20 protein-coding genes are annotated in these 19,321 nt (G+C 70.5%); 17 read left to right on the top strand and 3 right to left on the bottom strand.

All coding sequences use genetic code 11. From position 1 onward, the window contains the following. The first annotated feature begins 2 nt into the window (after nucleotides 1-2). From pdxT to P5G50_RS13620, 11 genes are all read left to right on the top strand, one after another. A complete protein-coding gene (gene pdxT, locus P5G50_RS13670) occupies nucleotides 3-599 on the top strand; it encodes a pyridoxal 5'-phosphate synthase glutaminase subunit PdxT (protein WP_301208299.1) in 597 nt (198 codons plus the stop codon). Further along, nucleotides 596-1,108: an AAA family ATPase gene (locus P5G50_RS13665; RefSeq protein ID WP_301208300.1), complete on the top strand. Its 513-nt coding sequence runs from the start codon at nucleotides 596-598 to the stop codon at nucleotides 1,106-1,108. Before pdxT ends, P5G50_RS13665 begins: the two co-directional genes overlap by 4 nt. 78 nt (nucleotides 1,109-1,186) lie before the next feature. Next, entirely contained in the window at nucleotides 1,187-1,951 is a 765-nt protein-coding gene (locus P5G50_RS13660; protein ID WP_301208301.1) for a YebC/PmpR family DNA-binding transcriptional regulator, read from the top strand. Nucleotides 1,952-1,966: 15 nt separating this feature from the next. Then, a complete protein-coding gene (gene ruvC / locus P5G50_RS13655) occupies nucleotides 1,967-2,578 on the top strand; it encodes a crossover junction endodeoxyribonuclease RuvC (protein ID WP_301209371.1) in 612 nt (203 codons plus the stop codon). Then, nucleotides 2,575-3,240 (top strand): Holliday junction branch migration protein RuvA, encoded by a 666-nt coding sequence (ruvA, locus tag P5G50_RS13650; protein ID WP_301208302.1) that lies wholly within the window; start codon nucleotides 2,575-2,577, stop codon nucleotides 3,238-3,240. Before ruvC ends, ruvA begins: the two co-directional genes overlap by 4 nt. After that, nucleotides 3,237-4,298 carry a Holliday junction branch migration DNA helicase RuvB gene (ruvB, locus tag P5G50_RS13645; RefSeq protein WP_301208303.1) on the top strand — a complete coding sequence of 354 codons (1,062 nt, stop codon included), beginning with the start codon at nucleotides 3,237-3,239 and terminating at the stop codon, nucleotides 4,296-4,298. Before ruvA ends, ruvB begins: the two co-directional genes overlap by 4 nt. 54 nt (nucleotides 4,299-4,352) lie before the next feature. After that, nucleotides 4,353-4,760 (top strand): preprotein translocase subunit YajC, encoded by a 408-nt coding sequence (gene yajC, locus P5G50_RS13640; protein WP_301208304.1) that lies wholly within the window; start codon nucleotides 4,353-4,355, stop codon nucleotides 4,758-4,760. 64 nt (nucleotides 4,761-4,824) lie between these two features. Further along, a complete protein-coding gene (gene secD, locus P5G50_RS13635) occupies nucleotides 4,825-6,555 on the top strand; it encodes a protein translocase subunit SecD (protein ID WP_301208305.1) in 1,731 nt (576 codons plus the stop codon). Next, nucleotides 6,555-7,574 (top strand): protein translocase subunit SecF, encoded by a 1,020-nt coding sequence (secF, locus tag P5G50_RS13630; protein ID WP_301208306.1) that lies wholly within the window; start codon nucleotides 6,555-6,557, stop codon nucleotides 7,572-7,574. The genes secD and secF overlap by 1 nt, the downstream gene beginning before the upstream one ends. A gap of 9 nt (nucleotides 7,575-7,583) precedes the next feature. After that, nucleotides 7,584-7,937 carry a rhodanese-like domain-containing protein gene (locus P5G50_RS13625; RefSeq protein WP_301208307.1) on the top strand — a complete coding sequence of 118 codons (354 nt, stop codon included), beginning with the start codon at nucleotides 7,584-7,586 and terminating at the stop codon, nucleotides 7,935-7,937. Nucleotides 7,938-8,006: 69 nt separating this feature from the next. Then, nucleotides 8,007-10,259 (top strand): RelA/SpoT family protein, encoded by a 2,253-nt coding sequence (locus P5G50_RS13620; protein ID WP_301208308.1) that lies wholly within the window; start codon nucleotides 8,007-8,009, stop codon nucleotides 10,257-10,259. A 19-nt stretch (nucleotides 10,260-10,278) separates the two neighbouring features. Here the strand turns inward: P5G50_RS13620 and P5G50_RS13615 are convergent, their stop codons facing one another. The 3 genes from P5G50_RS13615 to P5G50_RS13605 all read right to left on the bottom strand — a co-directional run bounded on the left by P5G50_RS13615 (nucleotide 10,279) and on the right by P5G50_RS13605 (nucleotide 13,047). Then, nucleotides 10,279-10,836, bottom strand: coding sequence for a hypothetical protein (locus P5G50_RS13615; protein WP_301208310.1), 558 nt, complete (start codon nucleotides 10,834-10,836; stop codon nucleotides 10,279-10,281). A gap of 97 nt (nucleotides 10,837-10,933) precedes the next feature. Beyond that, nucleotides 10,934-12,163 carry a DUF349 domain-containing protein gene (locus tag P5G50_RS13610; RefSeq protein WP_301208311.1) on the bottom strand — a complete coding sequence of 410 codons (1,230 nt, stop codon included), beginning with the start codon at nucleotides 12,161-12,163 and terminating at the stop codon, nucleotides 10,934-10,936. Between the two features lie 80 nt (nucleotides 12,164-12,243). Further along, nucleotides 12,244-13,047 carry a peptidylprolyl isomerase gene (locus P5G50_RS13605; protein WP_301208312.1) on the bottom strand — a complete coding sequence of 268 codons (804 nt, stop codon included), beginning with the start codon at nucleotides 13,045-13,047 and terminating at the stop codon, nucleotides 12,244-12,246. A gap of 167 nt (nucleotides 13,048-13,214) precedes the next feature. On the opposite strand from P5G50_RS13605, the gene P5G50_RS13600 reads away from it, so the two are divergent. From P5G50_RS13600 to ruvX, 6 genes are all read left to right on the top strand, one after another. Continuing rightward, a complete protein-coding gene (locus P5G50_RS13600; RefSeq protein ID WP_301208313.1) occupies nucleotides 13,215-14,555 on the top strand; it encodes a replication-associated recombination protein A in 1,341 nt (446 codons plus the stop codon). A 192-nt stretch (nucleotides 14,556-14,747) separates the two neighbouring features. After that, nucleotides 14,748-15,371, top strand: coding sequence for a 30S ribosomal protein S4 (gene rpsD / locus P5G50_RS13595; RefSeq protein ID WP_435870887.1), 624 nt, complete (start codon nucleotides 14,748-14,750; stop codon nucleotides 15,369-15,371). 141 nt (nucleotides 15,372-15,512) lie between these two features. Next, the gene (locus tag P5G50_RS13590; protein WP_301208314.1) at nucleotides 15,513-15,902 is read left to right on the top strand and encodes a DUF948 domain-containing protein; all 390 of its coding nucleotides are present in this window, start codon (nucleotides 15,513-15,515) and stop codon (nucleotides 15,900-15,902) included. Between the two features lie 59 nt (nucleotides 15,903-15,961). Further along, entirely contained in the window at nucleotides 15,962-16,150 is a 189-nt protein-coding gene (locus P5G50_RS13585; protein ID WP_301208315.1) for a hypothetical protein, read from the top strand. 45 nt (nucleotides 16,151-16,195) lie between these two features. Beyond that, nucleotides 16,196-18,853, top strand: a complete 2,658-nt coding sequence (gene alaS, locus P5G50_RS13580) for an alanine--tRNA ligase (RefSeq protein ID WP_301208316.1) — start codon at nucleotides 16,196-16,198, stop codon at nucleotides 18,851-18,853. Between the two features lie 3 nt (nucleotides 18,854-18,856). Then, nucleotides 18,857-19,318 (top strand): Holliday junction resolvase RuvX, encoded by a 462-nt coding sequence (gene ruvX, locus P5G50_RS13575; RefSeq protein WP_301208317.1) that lies wholly within the window; start codon nucleotides 18,857-18,859, stop codon nucleotides 19,316-19,318. Nucleotides 19,319-19,321 lie beyond the last annotated feature (3 nt).

The raw sequence follows: 19,321 nt of genomic DNA, 5'->3' as shown, positions 1-19,321 counted from the left end.
CCGTGGCGGGAGCGACATCCCGCGTCGGCGTCCTGGCCCTGCAGGGCGACTTCCGCGAGCACCTCGCGGTCCTGCGCGGCCTCGCCGCCGACGCGGTCCCGGTGCGCCGGCCCGAGGAGCTGGAGGCCGTGGAGGGCCTGGTCATCCCGGGCGGCGAGTCGAGCGTCATGGACAAGCTGTCCCGCGCGTTCGGCCTCGCCGACCCGCTGAAGGCGGCCATCGCCTCCGGGATGCCCGTCTATGGCACCTGCGCGGGCCTGATCATGCTCGCCGACCGCATCGTCGACGGAATCGCGGGCCAGCAGAGCCTCGGCGGCCTCGACGTCGCCGTGCGCCGCAACGCGTTCGGCTCCCAGGTCGACTCCTTCGAGACCGACCTCGACATCCCGGCGGTGGGTCAGGAGCCGATGCACGCCGTCTTCATCCGCGCGCCCATCGTGGAGGAGGTCGGGGAGGCCGCCACGGTGCTCGCCCGCGTGCCGGACGGCCGCGTCGTCGCGGTCGAGCAGGGCAACCTCCTCGGCACCTCCTTCCACCCCGAGATCACCGGGGACACGCGCTTCCACGAGTACTTCCTGCGCCGGGTGCGCGCGGCGTGAAGCTGATCGTTCTGCGCGGCAACTCGGGCTCCGGCAAGTCCACCGTCGCCCGTGAGCTGCGGCGACGCCTCGGGCACGGCGTCGCGCTGGTCGAGCAGGACTACCTCGGCCGCACTGCGCTCGGCACCCGGCTCACCGACGACGGCACGAACGCCGACCTCATCGAGCTGGTGACGGGCCACGCCCTGCGCGATGCCCCCGCGGTCGTGCTCGAGGGCATCCTGTCGCCCGAGCGCTACGGCGAGATGCTGCGCCGGCTGGCGGTCCTGGACGGCGTGCAGTCCTGGTTCTACGCCTTCGACCTCTCCCTCGACGAGACCGTGGCTCGCCACGCGACGCGCGGTCTCGGGGCGTCCTTCGGCGAGGAGGAGCTGCGCCGCTGGTTCACCCCGTACGAGCCCCTTCCCGGCGTGCAGGAGCAGCGGATCGGCCCCGCTGACACCGCGGAGCAGCTCGCAGAGCGCATCATCGCGGAGGCCGGACTCTCGCCGGGGCGCCCGCTCCCGTAGCCGCGGCGTGCGGCGGCACCCGGCGGCCACGTTCTAGAATGGTCAGGATCTTTTGAGACGTACGACGAGGGAGCACCAGTGTCCGGGCATTCCAAGTGGGCCACGACGAAGCACAAGAAGGCGGTGATCGACGCCCGCCGCGCCAAGTCGTTCGCCAAGCTCATCAAGAACATCGAGGTCGCGGCCAAGACCGGCGGCGCCGACCTCTCCGGCAACCCGACGCTCGTGGACGCCGTGCAGAAGGCCAAGAAGACCTCGGTCCCCAACGACAACATCGACCGCGCCATCAAGCGCGGCGCGGGTCTCACCGGTGAGTCCATCGACTACACGACGATCATGTACGAGGGCTACGGCCCGGGCGGCGTCGCCCTGCTGATCGAGTGCCTCACCGAGAACAAGAACCGCGCGGCGGCGGAGGTCCGCACCGCGATGACCCGCAACGGCGGCACCATGGCCGACCCGGGCAGCGTCGCATACAACTTCCACCGCAAGGGCGTCATCGTCGTCCCGCACGCCGAGGGCGTCGACGAGGACTCGGTCCTCGCGGCCGTGCTCGACGCGGGCGCCGAGGAGGTCATCGACCGGGGCGAGACCTTCGAGGTCCAGACCGAGGCCACCGACCTGGTCGCCGCGCGCACCGCGCTGCAGGAGGCCGGCATCGACTACGACTCGGCCGACGCCGAGTTCGTGGCCACCGTGAACGTGGAGGCCGACGCCGAGGTCGCCCGCAAGGTGTTCCGCCTGATCGACGCCCTCGAGGACTCGGACGACGTGCAGAACGTCTACACGAATCTCGACCTCACCCCGGAGGTTCAGGCGCAGCTCGACCAGGACGACGAGTAGCCTCACCTCATGGCGATCCGGGTGCTCGGCATCGACCCGGGTCTCACGCGCTGCGGGGTCGGGGTCGTCGACGTGCGCCCCGACCGCCGCGCAGCGCTGGTGGAGGTGACGGTCATCCGCACCCCGCCGTCCATGCCGCTCGAGGAGCGGTTGCTGACGGTCGGCAACGGCATCGAGGAGCTGCTCGACGAGCACCGGCCGGAGGTCGTCGCGATCGAGCGCGTCTTCGCCCAGCACAACCTCAGCACCGTGATGGGCGTCGCCCAGATCAGCGGCATCGCGCTGCACGCGGCCGCCAAGCGCGGTCTGCGCGTCGGCCTGCACACGCCGAGCGAGGTGAAGGCGGCGATCACCGGCTACGGTTCGGCGGAGAAGAAGCAGGTGCAGACGATGGTCGCCCGCATCCTCGGGCTGGCCGAGCTGCCCAAGCCCGCCGACGCCGCGGACGCCCTCGCCATCGCGATCTGCCATGCGTGGCGCGGGGGAGTGCCGGCCGCCCCCACTGCGCCGGCGGCGGCCTCCGGCGCTCCCGCGAAGGGTGCCGGGCTGACACCCGCGCAGGCGGCGTGGCTCGCCGCCGAGCGCTCCACGCGAGGGTCGGCGGCCCCACGTAGGCTGGCCAGGTGATCTCCTCCCTGCGCGGCACCGTCCTCTCGGCGAGCGGCGGTTCCGCCGTCATCGAGGTGGGCGGCGTCGGCTTCGCCGTCCAGCTCACCCCCGACCACGTGCTCTCGCTGCGCGTCGGCGACGAAGCGTTCGTGCACACCTCGCTCATCGTCCGTGAGGACGCGCTCCAGCTGTTCGGCTTCGCCGACCTGGAGCAGCTGCAGGTGTTCGAGCTGCTCAACGGCGTCTCGGGCGTCGGCCCCAAGTCCGCGATCGGCGTGTTGTCCGTGCTGTCGCCCGACCAGATCGCCGACGCGGTCGCCGCCGACGACGACGCGCCGTTCCGCAAGGTGTCCGGCATCGGCCCCAAGACCGCGAAGCTGATCGTCCTCTCCCTGACCGGCAAGCTCGTCGTCACCCGCCGCGCGCCCGCGGCCCCGGCCCGCCGTGCCGGCGGTGGGCCGTCGAGCGTCGGAGACAGCGTCCTGATCGCCCTCGTCGGCCTCGGCTGGCCGGAGAAGGTGGCGGCGGAGGCGGTCTCCGCCGTCGTCGACGAGACGGACGAGGCCCAGCGCGACACCGTCCAGGCCCTGCTGCGCCTCACCCTCGCGCGTCTCGGCCCGGCGAGCCCGGCCGGCGCGGGTGCGGCGGCAGGCTCCGGCGCAGGAGGCGGTGGCCGATGAGCGACGACCTCACCACCCCCGAGCTGGAGTCGGAGTCCGAGCTCGCGTTCGAGGGCGCGCTGCGTCCGCGCTCGCTGGGCGAGTTCGTCGGCCAGGCGAAGGTGCGCGGCCAGCTGCAGCTGCTGCTCACCGCGGCGCGCATGCAGGAGCGCACCGCCGACCACATCCTCCTCGCCGGGCCGCCCGGGCTCGGCAAGACCACACTCGCCATGATCGTCGCGAACGAGAGCGGCCGCCCGCTGCGCCTCTCCAGCGGCCCCGCCATCCAGCACGCCGGTGACCTCGCCGCGCTGCTCTCGTCGCTGACCCCCGGCGAGGTCCTCTTCATCGACGAGATCCACCGCATGGCGCGCTCCGCCGAAGAGATGCTGTACCTCGCGATGGAGGACTTCCGCATCGACATCATGGTCGGCAAGGGCGCTGGCGCCACCTCCATCCCGCTCGACCTGGCGCCGTTCACGCTCGTCGGCGCCACGACCCGCTCCGGCCTGCTGCCCAACCCCCTGCGCGACCGCTTCGGCTTCACCGCGCACCTGGAGTTCTACGACGAGAAGGAGCTCGCGCAGGTGCTCGCCCGCGCGGCCACCATGCTCGACTTCGAGGTCGACAGGGAGGCCCTGGCCGAGATCGCCGGACGCTGCCGGGGCACCCCGCGCATCGCGAACCGCCTCCTGCGCCGCGTCCGCGACTACGCCCTGGTCCACGGCGGACGCGCCGACGTGGAGGCGGTGCGCGCCGCCCTGGAGCTGTACGACGTGGACGAGCTCGGTCTCGACCGCCTCGACCGCTCGGTCATGCAGGCCATCCTGGAGCGTTTCGAGGGCGGCCCGGTCGGCCTCAACACCCTCGCGGTGTCGGTCGGAGAAGAGGCGGAGACCATCGAGTCGGTCGTCGAGCCGTTCCTCGTGCGCATCGGCCTGCTCTCGCGGACGCCACGCGGTCGCGTGGCCACAGCCGCCGCCTGGCGCCATTTCGGGATGCCGGAAGGTCTTCACGAGCGGCTGCACGGCGGCCGGCAGGCGGTCTCACAGCAACCGACGTTGATGGATGACCTATAATTCAATCGGCCACTCGGCCCCTCACGCATCCCATCGGAAGGCTCGGCAGACGTCATGCCCATCGACCCGTTGACCATTGTGATGGTCGTCATCCTGGCGGCCCTCATCTTCTTCATGTTCCGGAACAGCCGCAAGCGGCAGAAGGAGCAGGCGGAGACCCGCTCGAAGATGCAGCCGGGCGCCGAGGTGATGACGAACTTCGGTCTCTACGGCACCCTGCTGTCCATCGACGAGGACGACAACACCGCGCTCATCGAGACCAGCCCCGGACACGTCGTGAAGGTGCACCGCCAGGTGCTCGCGCGCGTCGTCGAGCCGACCACCGCTCCGGTGGACTCCGAGCTCTCGGAGCCGGCCCTCGCCGACGAGCGCCCGGCCGCCGACACCTCGGCCGTGGAGCCCGAGTACGGAGAGCGCCTCGACGAGGCACCCAAGAAGCCCGGCGCCAAGAGCGACGACTGATAGCATCCCTGTGCTCCGCGCGCCGTGCCGGCGGCGGATCGCTCGTAGAAAGCTGAGTTCCTAGGTGGCAAAGTCGACCCCGGTCAAGAAGGCCTGGCGTTCCCTTTCGTGGCTCGGCGTCATCGTGCTCGTCCTGCTCGGGACGCTCACGGCCGGCGTCCTGTTCAGCAATGCGACGTGGCTGCCCAAGCTCGCGCTCGACCTCGAAGGCGGCACGCAGGTCATCCTGACGCCGCAGGTCGAGAACGGGCAGTCGATCCAGCAGCAGCAGCTCGATCAGGCCGTCTCGATCATCCGCCAGCGCATCGACGCCTCCGGCGTGTCCGAGGCGCAGATCTCGACCGAGGGCTCGCGCAACATCGTGGTGTCGCTCCCGGGCAAGCCCGACGAGGAGACGCTGAACCGCGTCAAGTCGAGTGCGCGCCTCGACTTCCGCCCCGTGCTGATCGCCGGCGGCCCGAGCAACGAAGTGGTCGGCGCCGACGGCAAGTCGACGCCCGCCCCGACGCCGGAGCCGGGCCTCCAGTCGACGCCGTCGACTTCGCCGACCAACGGCAGCGACCTCGCCTGGGTCACCCCGGCGCTGCAGGCGCAGTTCAACGCGTTCTCGTGCACGGCGGAGAACACGCAGAACGTGAACGCCGCCCCGACGGACAAGCCGCTGATCACCTGCGACGACCAGAACCAGGCGAAGTACCTGCTCGGCCCGGTCGAGGTCAAGGGCCAGGACATCTCCGACGCCAACGCCGGCATCATGACCAGCTCGCAGGGCGTGAGCAACGGCCAGTGGGCGGTCAACATCGTCTTCAACGCCGCCGGGACGAAGGCGTTCGCCGACGTCACCACCCGCCTCAACGCCCTGCAGGGCGCGCAGAACCAGTTCGCGATCGTGCTCGACGGCAAGGTCATCTCGGCGCCGACCACCAACGCGGTGATCACCGACGGCAAGCCGCAGATCTCGGGCAACTTCACGGAGGCGAGCGCGAAGGCGCTGGCCGACCAGCTGAAGTTCGGCGCGCTGCCGTTCAGCTTCAAGGTGCAGAGTCAGGACGACATCTCGGCCACCCTCGGCACCTCGCAGCTGATCAGCGGTCTGGTCGCCGGTCTGATCGGCCTGATCCTGGTCGCGATCTACACCTTCTTCCAGTACCGGCTGCTCGGCTTCGTCACCATCGTCTCGCTGGTCGTGGCCGGCGTGCTGACCTGGCTGACGATCTCCCTGCTGTCGTGGCACTACGACTACCGCCTCTCGCTCGCGGGCGTCGCCGGCCTGATCGTCGCGATCGGTTTCACAGCGGACTCGTTCATCGTCTACTTCGAACGCATCCGTGACGAGCTGCGCGACGGAAGAGGCCTCGAGTCCGCCGTCGAGGCGGGCTGGAGCCGCGCCCGCCGCACGATCTACGCGTCGAAGGCCACCAACCTGCTCGCCGCCATCGTGCTGTACGTGCTCGCCGCCGCGAACGTCCGCGGCTTCGCGTTCACACTCGGCCTCACGACGGTCATCGACGTCATCGTGGTGCTGCTGTTCACTCATCCGACGCTCCAGCTGCTCGCCCGCACACGGTTCTTCAGCAGCGGGCACCCGGCCTCGGGTCTCGACCCGCAGGCGCTCGGAGCGGTGTACCGCGGCGCTGCGAAGTTCCGCTCGCCGGCCGTCACGGTCGGCGCCGGCACCGCAGCACGCAGCAGCAAGGAGGCGGCTCGCCGCCAGACCATCGCCGAGCGCAAGGCGGCCGAGCTCGCCGGCGCGACGACGTCCTCGGATCGATCGACCGAGGGGAAGGACTCCTGATGGCCAGCCGTCTCACCAGGTTCGGCAACGACCTCTACACCGGGGCGCGCTCCTTCGACTTCGTCGGCAAGCGCAAGATCTGGTACTCCATCGCGATCGTCATGGTCGTGCTCTCGATCCTGATCCCGATCGTCAAGGGCGGGTTCAACTTCTCGATCGAGTTCCGCGGCGGCTCCCAGTTCCAGGTCACGAACGTCGAGAGCACCGACACCGCGAAGGCGCAGGACGCCGTCGCGAGCGTCGTCCCCAACGCCGTCTCGCACGTGAGCGTCGTCGGTAACGACGCCGTCCGCGTCCAGACCGACCAGCTCTCCGACTCGGAGACGCGCTCGGTCGCCACCGCCCTCGCCAAGGCCTACGGCGTGCCGAGCGACGAGGTCGCCTCCACGTTCATCGGCCCGTCGTGGGGCGCCGACGTCACGCAGCAGTCGATCCAGGGTCTGGTCGTCTTCCTCCTGCTCGCGTTCATCGCGATGGCGCTGTACTTCCGCACCTGGAAGATGTCGGCGTCGGCGATCATCTCGCTGTTCCACGACCTCATCATCACCGCGGGCATCTACGCGCTCGTCGGCTTCGAGGTCTCGCCGGCGACCATGATCGGCTTCCTGACGATCCTCGGTTACTCGCTGTACGACACCGTCGTGGTGTTCGACAAGATCCGGGAGAACACCCGCGAAGAGATGGAGCTGACCCGGCGCACGTTCGCCGAGTCGGTCAACCTCGCCGTGAACCAGACGCTCGTGCGGTCGATCAACACGGCCGTCGTCGCGGTGCTCCCGGTGGCGTCGATCCTCTTCATCGGCGCGTACGCGCTCGGTGCGGCGACGCTGCGCGACATCTCGCTCGCGCTGCTGATCGGCATCATCGTCGGCACGTACTCGACGATCTTCCTGGCCGCGCCGATGTACTCGCAGTTCCGCGAGGGCGAGGCCGCCATCCGCAAGCACGACCTGAAGGTGCGCTCCATCCGCCCGAAGGCGTCCACCACTCCGGCCGTCGACGCCGTCACCGTGGAATAGCGGGGGAGCGTGAGCGGTTCTTTTCTCTCTGAAGACGAGGTGAGCGCCGCGCGGGCGCGCGAGTTCGTGAGGTCGGGTTCGGCCTGGCTGCTCGACGTCCGTGAGGATCACGAGTGGGAGGCCGGGCACGCCCCTGGCGCCCACCACATCCCGCTCTCGCAACTCGGTCTGCGCCAGGACGAGCTGCCGGAGGACGAGCAGATCCTCGTGATCTGCCACTCCGGGTACCGCTCGCGGATGGCGACGGACGCCCTCTGCGATGCCGACTATCCGGCGGCCAACGTCTCGGGCGGCATGTCCGCCTGGCAGGCCGATGGGTCGCCGGTGCAGCGCACGGACGGATCTGCGGGTACGGTCGCCTGAAGGCAGGCCTCCTCGCGGTGCGCGGGGAGTCCCGCGCAGCAGCGATAATGGACGACAGGAGGCGCGCACATGGTTGACACATCGACACCACAGGCCGCTTCCCTGCGCCGTCTCGTACCGCGCATCTTCTCCCGGGCATCGCAGCCCGCCGGCGCCGTCGACACCCTGATGCGGACGGTCCGCCTGCATCACCCGAAGGCGGACCTGTCGCTCATCGAGCGCGCCTACACGGTGGCGGAGCGCGCCCACCGCGGCCAGAAGCGCCGCTCCGGCGAGCCCTACATCACCCACCCGGTGGCTGTCGCGCAGATCATCGCCGACCTGGGGATCGGTGCGAAGACGATCGCCGCGGCGCTGCTGCACGACACGGTCGAGGACACGGAGTTCACCCTCGACGAGCTGCGCGAGCAGTTCGGCGACGAGATCGCCATGCTGGTCGACGGGGTGACCAAGCTCGACAAGGTCAAGTACGGCGACAGCGCGCAGGCCGAGACCGTGCGCAAGATGATCGTCGCGATGTCGAAGGACATCCGCGTGCTGATCATCAAGCTCGCCGACCGCCTGCACAACGCGCGCACCTGGGGCTTCGTCCCCGCCGCGAACGCGACGCGCAAAGCCACCGAGACCCTCGAGATCTACGCGCCGCTCGCGCACCGCCTGGGCATCCAGGCCATCAAGTGGGAGCTCGAGGACCTGTCGTTCGCCGTGCTCTACCCGAAGCTCTACGCCGAGATCGAGAGCCTCGTGAAGCAGCGCACGCCCGAGCGGGAGCGCCTCGTCCAGCACGTCATCGACACGATCAACGACGACCTCAAGGCGGCCCGCATCCGTGGCAAGGTGGTCGGCCGGCCGAAGCAGTACTACTCGATCTACCAGAAGATGGTCGTGCGGGGCCGCGAGTTCGACGACATCTACGACCTCGTCGGCATCCGCGTGCTGGTCAACACCGTGCGCGACTGCTACGCCGTGCTCGGGCAGATCCATGCGCGCTGGACGCCCATGCCGGGCCGGTTCAAGGACTACATCGCGACGCCGAAGTTCAATCTGTACCAGTCGCTCCACACCACGGTGATCGGTCCGCAGGGCCGTCCGGTCGAGATCCAGATCCGCACCGAGGAGATGCATCAGCGCGCCGAGTTCGGTGTCGCCGCGCACTGGAAGTACAAGGAGCAGACCACCGGCAGGAGCGCCGGCGGACCGTCGAAGAACGACACGGACCTCGCCTGGCTCGCGCACATCTCCGATTGGCAGGCCGAGACCGCCGACCCGAGCGAGTTCCTCGACTCGCTGCGGTTCGAGATCGGCGCCAAGGAGGTGTACGTCTTCACGCCGAAGGGCCGCGTCATCGGCCTCCCGGCCGGGGCCACCCCGGTGGACTTCGCGTACGCCGTCCACACCGAGGTCGGCCACCGCACGATGGGCGCCAAGGTCAACGGCCGCCTCGTGCCGCTCGAGTCGACGCTGTCGACCGGCGACGTCGTCGAGATCTTCACGTCGAAGAACCCGGACTCCGGGCCCAGCCAGGACTGGCTCAACTTCGTCAAGAGCCCCCGCGCGCGCAACAAGATCCGGCAGTGGTTCACCAAGGAGCGCCGCGACGAGGCGATCGAACAGGGCAAGGACGCGATCGCGCGCGCCATGCGCAAGCAGAACCTCCCGCTGCAGAAGCTCATGACCCAGGACGCCCTGGTGGAGGTCGCGTCGTCGCTCAAGCACGCCGACGTCTCCAGCCTGTACGCGGCCGTCGGTGAGGGCCACATCTCGACGCAGTCGGTGATCGAGAAGGTCGTCGCCTCCCTGCAGACGGAGGTCGAGTCCGACACCGAGCTCGAGATCCCGGTGAAGGGCCGTGGGCGTCAGCTGCGCAGCAGCGACTCCGGCGTGCTCGTCCGCGGGGCGCCCGACATCCTGGTGAAGCTCGCCAAGTGCTGCACGCCCGTTCCGGGTGATCCGATCGTCGGCTTCATCACGCGCGGCCAGGGCGTCTCGGTGCACCAGGCGAACTGCCACAACGTGCAGTCGCTGCTGCAGGAGCCCGACCGGATGATCGAGGTCGAGTGGGCGCCCAGCTCGAAGAGCGTCTTCCTGGTGCAGATCCAGGTGGAGGCGCTCGACCGCTCGGGGCTGCTCTCCGACGTGACGCGTGTGCTGTCCGAGCATCACGTGAACATCCTCTCCGCGACGGTCACCACCTCGAGCGACCGGCTGGCGCTCAGCCGGTTCGTGTTCGAGATGGGCGACACGACGCACCTCGACCGCGTGCTCAACGCGGTGCGCCGCATCGACGGCGTGTACGACGTCTACCGCGTCAGCGGCGGCTGAGGGTCCGCCCCTCCACCGCTCACTCACGCGGCAGCCGGGCACGGCGCACAGCCGTCACGCGCTCCTCCACGCGTTGTCTCATGACACGGCGGCCGCACGGGACCAGCGGAAGCAGGGCCCCGGGTGGCGCGCCCGCCAGGCGGAGCAGATGCCGCACCTCCAGGGCCTCCTGCCCGCCGAAGGGCTCCTGGAGCAGCAGGTCGGCGGCCGTGCGCAGGGGAGTGGTCGCCGCCACGGACCCGACGGCCGTGACCTCGTCGGGCGCGAGCATGCGTCGGCGCAGATCGACGGGCGCCGGCGGCTTGCCGCCCACCGCCCCGGGCCGACGGCACACCTGCGGCACGCCCGGCGGTGAGCTCCGGGTTCCGTGGACCCAGGCGGCCGTTCCGCGTTCGAGGATGGCGTCTGCGGGGAGCTGCCCGTCCAGAGACCGTGCCCGGAGCTCCGGAGTGTCGGGGGTGTCGGGGCATGCGAACGCGTCCCCGACGCGGAAGAGCTGACCGTCGAGGCAGAGCGCCAGCAGCTCGGCGAGGGGCATCACGCTCCCGTCGAGGAGTGGAGGGCAGAGTGTCGTCATGCCCTCCAGCCTCGCGGGAGCAGGCGCCCGCAGAAACGCCGCGGCCGGATCGGTGGAGAACCGATCCGGCCGCGGCGGCTGTGCGGAAGAGTGTCGGCTAGCCCAGCGCGTCGAGCCAGATGCGGCGGGCGTCGAGCGCCTCCTGGGCGGCCTTCACCTTGGACTGGTCGCCGCTCGCCTCCGCGTCGGCGAGCTCCTGCTCGAGCTTGGCGATGGCCGCGTTGAGCTGGCTGGCGAGGCCCTCGGAGCGGGCCTTCTTCTCGGGGTTGTTGCGCTCCCAGTGCTCCTCGTCGAGCCGGCGGACGGCCGCCTCGACCTTGCGGAGGCGGTCCTCGATCGGGCGCACCTGGTCGCGCGGGACGCGGCCGATGGCGTCCCAGCGCTCCTGCACCGAGAGCAGCGCGGCACGGGCCTTCTCGCGGTCCTTCTCCTGCAGGATCGGCTCCGCCTCCTCGAGGAGGGCGAGCTTCTGCTGGAGGTTGGCCTCGTACTCGACGTTGTCGCGGGCGTCGACCTCGGCCTTCGCCGAGTAGATCGCGTCTCCGGCCGCCTTGAAGCGGGCCCACAGTGCGTCGTCGTTCTTCTTGCCGGCGCGACCGGCAAGCTTCCACTGGTCGAGGAGGCGGCGGTACTCCGGCACGCCGTCCGCGCCCTGCGGGATGAGCGCCTCGGCCTGCTCGATGAGCGCGTTCTTGCGGGAGCGCACGTCGCGGTGCTGGTTGTCGAGGTCGGCGAAGAACGCCTTGCGGTTGTGCTCGATGGTGGAGCGGGCGCCGCGGAACCGCTTCCAGAGCTCGTCGGCCTTGGCCTTGGGGAGCCGGGGGCCGTCGTGCTGGTGCGCCTGCCAGCGCGCGAACAGCGCGTCGAGGGAGGCCGTGGTCTGCTTCCACTGCGTGCGCGCCGGGTCCTGCGCGGCGAGGGCCTCCGCCTCCTCCACGATCGCGGTGCGCTCGGCGACGGCCTGCTCGACGGCGGCCTTGGCCTCGGCGCTCTGCTGCTCGGTCAGCTCCTCCACGGTGCCGCCGAGCGCGTCCAGGCGCGTCGACAGCGAGGCGAGGTCGCCGACGGCGTTCGCGCCCTCAACGGCGGAGCGGAGGTTCGCCACCGACTTGGCGATGTCGTTCGCGGGCGCGCCGCGGCGGGCCCGCTGCTCGAGCAGCGAGACCTGGCCGGCGAGATCGGTGTACTTGCGCTCGAAGTACGCGAGCGCCTCCTCCTGCGTGCCGTCCGGGTACTGGCCGACGGCACGCTCGCCGTCGCCCTCGCGCACGTAGACGGTGCCGTCCTCGTCGACGCGACCCCACGGGTGCTGATCAGAAGTAGCCAAGAGCCTCACCTTGCTGCAGTGCTGGGCGGGCGGGGGAGACCCGCCCGACGGTCGGAATCAGCCTATTGCACACGCCGCGGTCACTGCAGCGTGAAGCTGTCGATGGTCGTCTTCACCGCGGGGGCGCCGTCGGAGGAGCCGCCCTCGACGCCCTTGTCGGCGACGTCGGTGACGAGCGTGTCGAGCCCGCTGGTGACCTTCCCGATGACGGTGTAGCCGCCGGCCCCGTCGGACGGGATGGTGGTGTCCTTGTAGACGACGAAGAACTGGCTGCCCTGGCTGTTGGCGTTGCCGCCCTGGCGGGCCATCGCGATGGTGCCGGCCTTGTACACGTTGTCGGCCGGCGCGTTCTCGATCGGGCCGTAGGAGTAGCCGGGGCCGCCGGAGCCGTTGCCCTCCGGGTCGCCGCACTGGAGCACGTAGAAGCCGCCGTTGGTCAGGCGGTGGCAGCTGAGGCCGTCGTAGAAGCCCTTCTGCGTGAGGGAGACGGTGGAGGCGACCGCCTGCGGGGCCGCCTTGCCGTCGAGCGAGACGCCGAGATCGATGCCGTTGATCACGAGCTTTCCGCTCCAGGTGCGGTTCTCGGAGAGGGAGGCCGGGGGCACGTCGCCCGAGTTCTGGCCGGTGGCCGTCGGCGTCGGGGTCGGCGCGGGCGTGGCGGAGGCCGAGGGGGAGGCGCTGACCGCGCCGGGTCCGGCCCCGAAGTACAGCAGCTGCGCGCCGACGGCGAGGGCGACGATCACGACGCCCGCGATGCCGGCGATCCAGTTGTCGCGCCTGCGGCGGGCGATCGAGCGCTCGTGCACGCTCTGCCTGGCCTGATAGGCGCGCAGGCGCTCCCTCGCCTGGCGGGCCTCGCGGTCGTTCTGCTTGCTGGGTGCCACGTCTGTCCTCTGTCAGGCGCCTCGGCCGTGCCGCCGGGCGGGGGAAAGGGGGTAGCGCGGGCGCCGGCCCGCGAGTCATGGAGAACCTTAGCGGGCACGCCTATGAGCGACAAACGGCCTCCGTGGAGTGTCGGGGGAGTGTCAGTGGCAGCGACTAGCCTTGTCGGGTGGTCGATGTGCAACCTGGGCTCCGTACGGGAGCGACGCCGCTCGCCGTGCGCATGCGGCCCACCTCGCTCGACGAGGTGGCGGGTCAGCGGCACCTGCTGAAGCCGGGGTCGCCGTTGGTGGCGCTGGCCTCCGACAAGGAGGGGAGCTCCGGCTCGGTCTCGGTGATCCTGTGGGGTCCTCCGGGCACGGGCAAGACCACGCTGGCGCAGGCCATCGCGCACTCGTCGGGCCGGCGGTTCGTCGAGCTCTCGGCCGTGACGGCCGGCGTCAAGGACGTCCGCCTGGTGATGGACGAGGCGCTCTCCACCCGCGACCTGTACGGCATCTCGACCGTGCTCTTCCTCGACGAGATCCACCGCTTCACCAAGGCCCAGCAGGACGCCCTGCTCCCCGGCGTCGAGAACGGCTGGGTGACGCTGGTCGCGGCCACCACGGAGAACCCGTCGTTCTCGGTGATCTCGCCGCTCCTGTCGCGCTCGCTGCTGCTCACGCTCGAGACGCTGAGCGACGACGACCTCGGCGTCGTCATCGACCGCGCCGTGGCCGACGACCGCGGGCTTGCCGGGCAGTACGAGCTGGAGGGGGAGGCTCGGGCCGTGCTCATCCGGCTCGCGTCCGGTGACGCGCGGCGTGCGCTGACCGCGCTCGAGGCCGCGTCGGTGACCGCCGCCTCCGCGACGCCGGCGACGTCCAAGAAGAAGCCCGTCATCACCGCGGAGCTCGTCGCGCAGGCCGTCGACCGCGCCCTGCTGCGCTACGACCGCAACGGCGACGAGCACTACGACGTGATCAGCGCCTTCATCAAGTCGGTGCGCGGCTCCGACGTCGACGCGGCGCTGCACTACCTGGCCCGGATGATCGAGGCGGGGGAGGACCCGCGGTTCATCGCCCGACGCATCATCGTGTCAGCCTCGGAAGACATCGGGATGGCCGACCCGCAGGCGCTCGTCGTCGCCATCGCGGCCGCCGACGCCGTGCAGTACATCGGCATGCCGGAGGGGCGCATCCCGCTCGCCCAGGCCGTCGTCCACCTCGCCACCGCCCCCAAGTCGAACGCCTCGTACATGGCGCTGGACGCGGCCATCGCCGACGTGCGCGCCGGGAAGATCGGGAGGGTGCCCAAGCACCTCCGCGACGCTCACTATCCCGGGGCGAAGCGACTCGGCCACGGCAAGGGCTACAAGTACCCGCACGACGACGCGCTCGGCGTGCTGCGGCAGCAGTACCTCCCCGACGAGCTCGCCGACACGACGTACTACACGCCGACCGAGCACGGGAACGAGCGCGACGTGTCGTCGCGCCTCGCCAAGCTGCGCCGCATCGTGCGCGGACGCTGACCCGCGGTCTGCTAGACTCGATGGGCCTAGAAGCGCGTTCAGGGTGCGGCTGCCCGGAACGCGCTCTCGACGGAGCGGCCCTGTAGCCGGGCGCTCCCGGCAAGAATCCCTCTCTCAGCGCACTCGTCGTGCGCGCGGACGCCTTGTCGCGTTCCGCAGTTTTCGTACTAGAGAGACCATTGAAAGGAAATCGTGTCCTCACGAGCCCGTAGCAAGACCCGCGAGTCGCGTGCCCTCGGCATCGCGCTCACCCCGAAGGCAGCGCGCTACCTCGAGAAGCGCCCCTACGCCCCGGGTGAGCACGGCCGCACCAAGCGCAAGGCCGACTCCGACTACGCCGTGCGTCTGCGCGAGAAGCAGCGTCTGCGCGCCCAGTACGGCATCCGCGAGAAGCAGCTGCGCATCGCGTTCGAGGAGGCCCGCCGCACGCAGGGCCTGACCGGTGAGAACCTGGTCGAGATCCTCGAGATGCGCCTGGACGCCCTCGTCCTCCGCGCCGGCTTCGCCCGCACCATCTCCCAGGCCCGCCAGTTCGTGGTGCACCGCCACATCCTGGTCGACGGCAAGATCGTGGACCGCCCGTCGTTCCGCGTGAAGCCGGGTCAGCTCATCCACGTCAAGGCCCGCTCCGAGGGCACCGAGCCGTTCCAGGTGGCGGCCGCCGGCGGTCACGTCGACGTGCTCCCCAAGGTGCCCGGCTACCTCGACGTCGAGATCGACAAGCTCCAGGCCCGCCTCCTCCGTCGCCCGAAGCGCGTCGAGGTCCCTGTGACCTGTGAGGTCCAGCTGGTCGTCGAGTACTACGCGGCCCGCTAAGACTCCGCGCGAGACTCCCGGACGGGGTCGTGGCTCCGGCCACGGCCCCGTTCGTCGTCTCCGCGGGCGGCCGCGGTTTCAGCGCTAGGCTGGGACGGCGCTTCGCGCATATATGGCGGCGACGGAATGGAAGGACCTCTCGTGTCTGGTGGCGACATCGCAGGACTGATCGCGGCGGGCGTCTTCGCCGTGCTGGTGGGCTTCATCGCCGTCCCCCTGCTCAAGCTCGGCCGGGTGCTCGACCAGACCCGCGCGGCGATCAAGGAGGCGAGCGACGGCATCACGCCGATCCTCGACGAGACGGCGACCACCCTGCAGGAGACCAACAAGCAGCTCGCACGCGTCGACACGATCACCCGCAACGTCGCGGATGTGACCGGCAACGTGTCGGCCCTGGTCGCCCTGTTCGCCGCCACCGTCGGCGGCCCGCTGATCAAGCTGGCCGGCTTCAGCGCCGCCGTGAAGGCCGCCTTCACGGCGGCCGGTGCTGCCGCGGGCGGCTCCCGGCGCTCCCGCCGCGGCACGCACTAGACTCGACAGGTGCTCCAGACGCGCTGCGGCGCGCACGCATCCAGGAGGGAAGATCAGCAATGAAGAGTTTCCTGTGGCTCCTCGTGGGCGTCGGCCTCGGCTTCGTCGTCGCGCACCGGGTGAACGAGACGCAGAAGGGTCGCGAGTTCTTCAGCTCGCTCGACCAGAAGGCGCGCGACTTCGGCGAGGCCGTCTCGGACGGCTACCGCCAGCGCGAGGCCGAGCTGCGCTCCGCCATCGGCGACTGAACCCCCTCCTTCATCCCACGCACACGCCCCGAACGACCGGAACCCATGCAGACCGCTGAAATCCACCGCCGCTGGCTCGACTTCTTCGCCGAGCGCGGCCACACCGTCGTCCCCTCCGCCTCGCTGGTGAGCGACGACCCCTCCCTGCTGTTCACGGTGGCCGGGATGGTGCCGTTCGTGCCGTACCTGACGGGCGTCGTCCCCGCGCCGTTCCCGCGCGCGACCAGCGTGCAGAAGTGCATCCGCACGCTCGACATCGACGAGGTCGGCAAGACCCCGCGGCACGGCACGTTCTTCCAGATGTGCGGCAACTTCTCGTTCGGCGACTACTTCAAGGAGCAGGCGATCACGTTCGCCTGGGACCTGCTGACCACCTCCGAGGACGAGGGCGGCCTCGGCTTCTCGCCCGACGACCTCTGGGTGACGGTCTACGAGGAGGACGACGAGGCGCGCGAGATCTGGCGTCGCGTCTCCAGCCTCCCGGAGGAGCGCATCCAGGGCCTCGGCAAGGACACCAACTACTGGTCCACCGGTCAGCCCGGCCCGGCCGGCCCGTGCTCGGAGATCTTCTTCGACCGCGGTCCTGCGTACGGCATCGACGGCGGTCCCGCGACCGACGACGACCGCTACGTCGAGATCTGGAACCTCGTCTTCATGCAGTACCTCCGCGGCGAGGGCACCGGCAAGAAGGACTTCGAGATCCTCGGCGACCTGCCGAAGAAGAACATCGACACCGGCATGGGTCTCGAGCGCGTCGCGTTCATCAAGCAGGGCGTCGACAACATGTACGAGATCGACCAGGTGCGCCCGGTCCTCGACCGCGCGGCCGAGCTCGCGAACAAGCCGTACGGCAACGAGGCGCACGAGGACGACGTCCGGCTCCGCGTGGTCGCGGACCACGTGCGCAGCGCGCTCATGCTGATGACCGACGGCGTCACGCCGTCGAACGAGGGTCGCGGCTACGTGCTCCGGCGCCTGCTGCGCCGCACCGTTCGTGCGATGCGCCTGCTGGGTGTGGACACGCCGACCTTCCCGGAGCTGTTCACCGCCTCCCGTGACGCGATGAAGGCCGCCTACCCGGAGGTCGCGACCGAGTTCGACCGTGTGTCGCAGCTCGCGTACGCCGAGGAGGAGACGTTCCTCCGCACGCTCGCGTCGGGCACGACCATCCTCGACACGGCGGTGGCGAACACCCGCACGGCCGGCAAGAAGGAGCTCGCGGGCGACACCGCCTTCCTCCTCCACGACACCTACGGCTTCCCGATCGACCTCACGCTGGAGATGGCGGAGGAGGCCGGGCTCAGCGTCGACCGCGCCGCCTTCGACACCCTCATGGCCGACCAGCGCGCCCGCGCCAAGGCGGACGCCAAGGCGAAGAAGACCGCGCTGGCCGACCTGTCGGTCTACAGCGACTTCCGCGCGCAGGGCGAGACCGTCTTCACCGGCTACACCGAGCTGGAGACGGAGTCGAGCGTGCTCGGGCTGATCGTCGACGGCCGGTCGGTGAACAAGGCGAGCGAGGGGCAGATCGCCGAGATCATCCTCGGCGCGACGGCTCTCTACGCCGAGTCGGGCGGCCAGGACGCCGACGCGGGCACGATCGTCGGACCCGGCTACGAGCTCGAGGTGCTCGACGTGCAGAAGCCCGTGAAGGGCCTCATCAGCCACAAGGTGCAGGTGCGCAGCGGCGAGGTCGGCGTCGGCGCTCCGGCGACGAGCCTCGTCGACGCGGAGTACCGCCGCGGCGCGCGGCAGGCGCACTCCGGCACGCACATCATCCACGCGGCTCTCCGCGAGGTGCTCGGGTCGAACGCCCACCAGTCGGGCTCGTACAACAAGGCCGGCTACCTGCGGCTCGACTTCTCGTGGAACCAGGCGCTCTCGCCCGAGACCCGCAGCGAGATCGAGGAGATCTCGAACAACGCGATCCGGCAGAACCTCGAGGTCACCACGCGCGAGCTGCCGCTGGCCGAGGCCAAGGCGCTCGGCGCGATGGCGCTGTTCGGCGAGAAGTACGGCGACGTCGTGCGCGTGGTCGACATCGGCGGCCCGTGGTCGCGCGAGCTCTGCGCGGGCACGCACGTGTCCAGCAGCTCCGAGATCGGGATGATCAACCTCGTCAGCGAGTCGTCCGTCGGCTCCACCAACCGGCGCGTGGAGTCGCTGGTCGGTCTGGAGGCGTTCCGCGACCTCGCGGTCGAGCGCACCATCGTCTCCCAGCTGTCGAGCTCCCTGAAGACGCCGCGGGAGCAGCTGCCCGAGAAGATCGCCGACCTGATGGCGAACCTCAAGGCGGCCGAGAAGCGCATCCAGGCGTTCGAGGCCCGCGCGGTGCTCGACAAGGTGCCCGCGCTGCTCGAGTCCGCCACGCGCCGCGGCTCCGTGCGAGTCGTCGCGGAGGACGCCGGGACGCTCAACTCGGCGGACGACCTGCGCCTCCTCGTCACCACCGTGCGCGAGCGGCTCGGCTCCGACCCGGCGGCGGTCGCCCTCGCGGCGCGCGCCGGCGGCAAGCCCGTCGTGATCGTCGCCACCAACCAGGCGGCGCGGGACGCCGGCGTCAATGCGGGCGCGCTCGCGAAGACGGCGGCCGGCATCCTCGGCGGCGGAGGCGGCGGCAAGGCCGACCTCGCACAGGGCGGCGGCACCGACGCGGACGCGATCCCCGCGGCGCTCGGCGCGGTCGTCTCGGCGATCGGCTGACGCGTGCGCGACGGGGTGCGGCTCGGGATCGACGTCGGCAAGGTCCGTGTCGGCGTGAGCCGCTCCGACGCCGGCGGGCTGCTGGCGACGCCGTACGAGACGGTGCAACGCTCCGAAGATGCTGCGGATCGCCGCAGGATCGCCGAGATCGTGGGGGAACTCGGAGTTTCGGAGATTATCGTCGGTCTGCCGCTGGCGCTCTCCGGAGCGCACACCGCATCGACGGCCGACGCCATCGCCTTCGCGGAGGCCCTCGCCTCCGAGCTGGGCGTTCCGGTGCGGCTGATGGATGAGCGGCTGACGACCGTCTCGGCGCACACCGCGCTGCGGGCCGGCGGCAAGAACACGAAAAAGGCGCGTCCGGTGGTGGATCAGGTGGCTGCCGCGATAATTTTGCAGCACGCCCTCGACGCGGAGCGCGCTTCCGGCCGTCCGCCTGGCGATCCCGTCGATCCGAGCATCTGACCG

Source organism: Leifsonia williamsii, assembly GCF_030433685.1.
In the GTDB taxonomy this organism is placed as follows: domain Bacteria; phylum Actinomycetota; class Actinomycetes; order Actinomycetales; family Microbacteriaceae; genus Leifsonia; species Leifsonia williamsii.
Note: the sequence above shows the minus strand (reverse complement) of the source record. Positions and strands in the feature narration are given on the sequence as shown.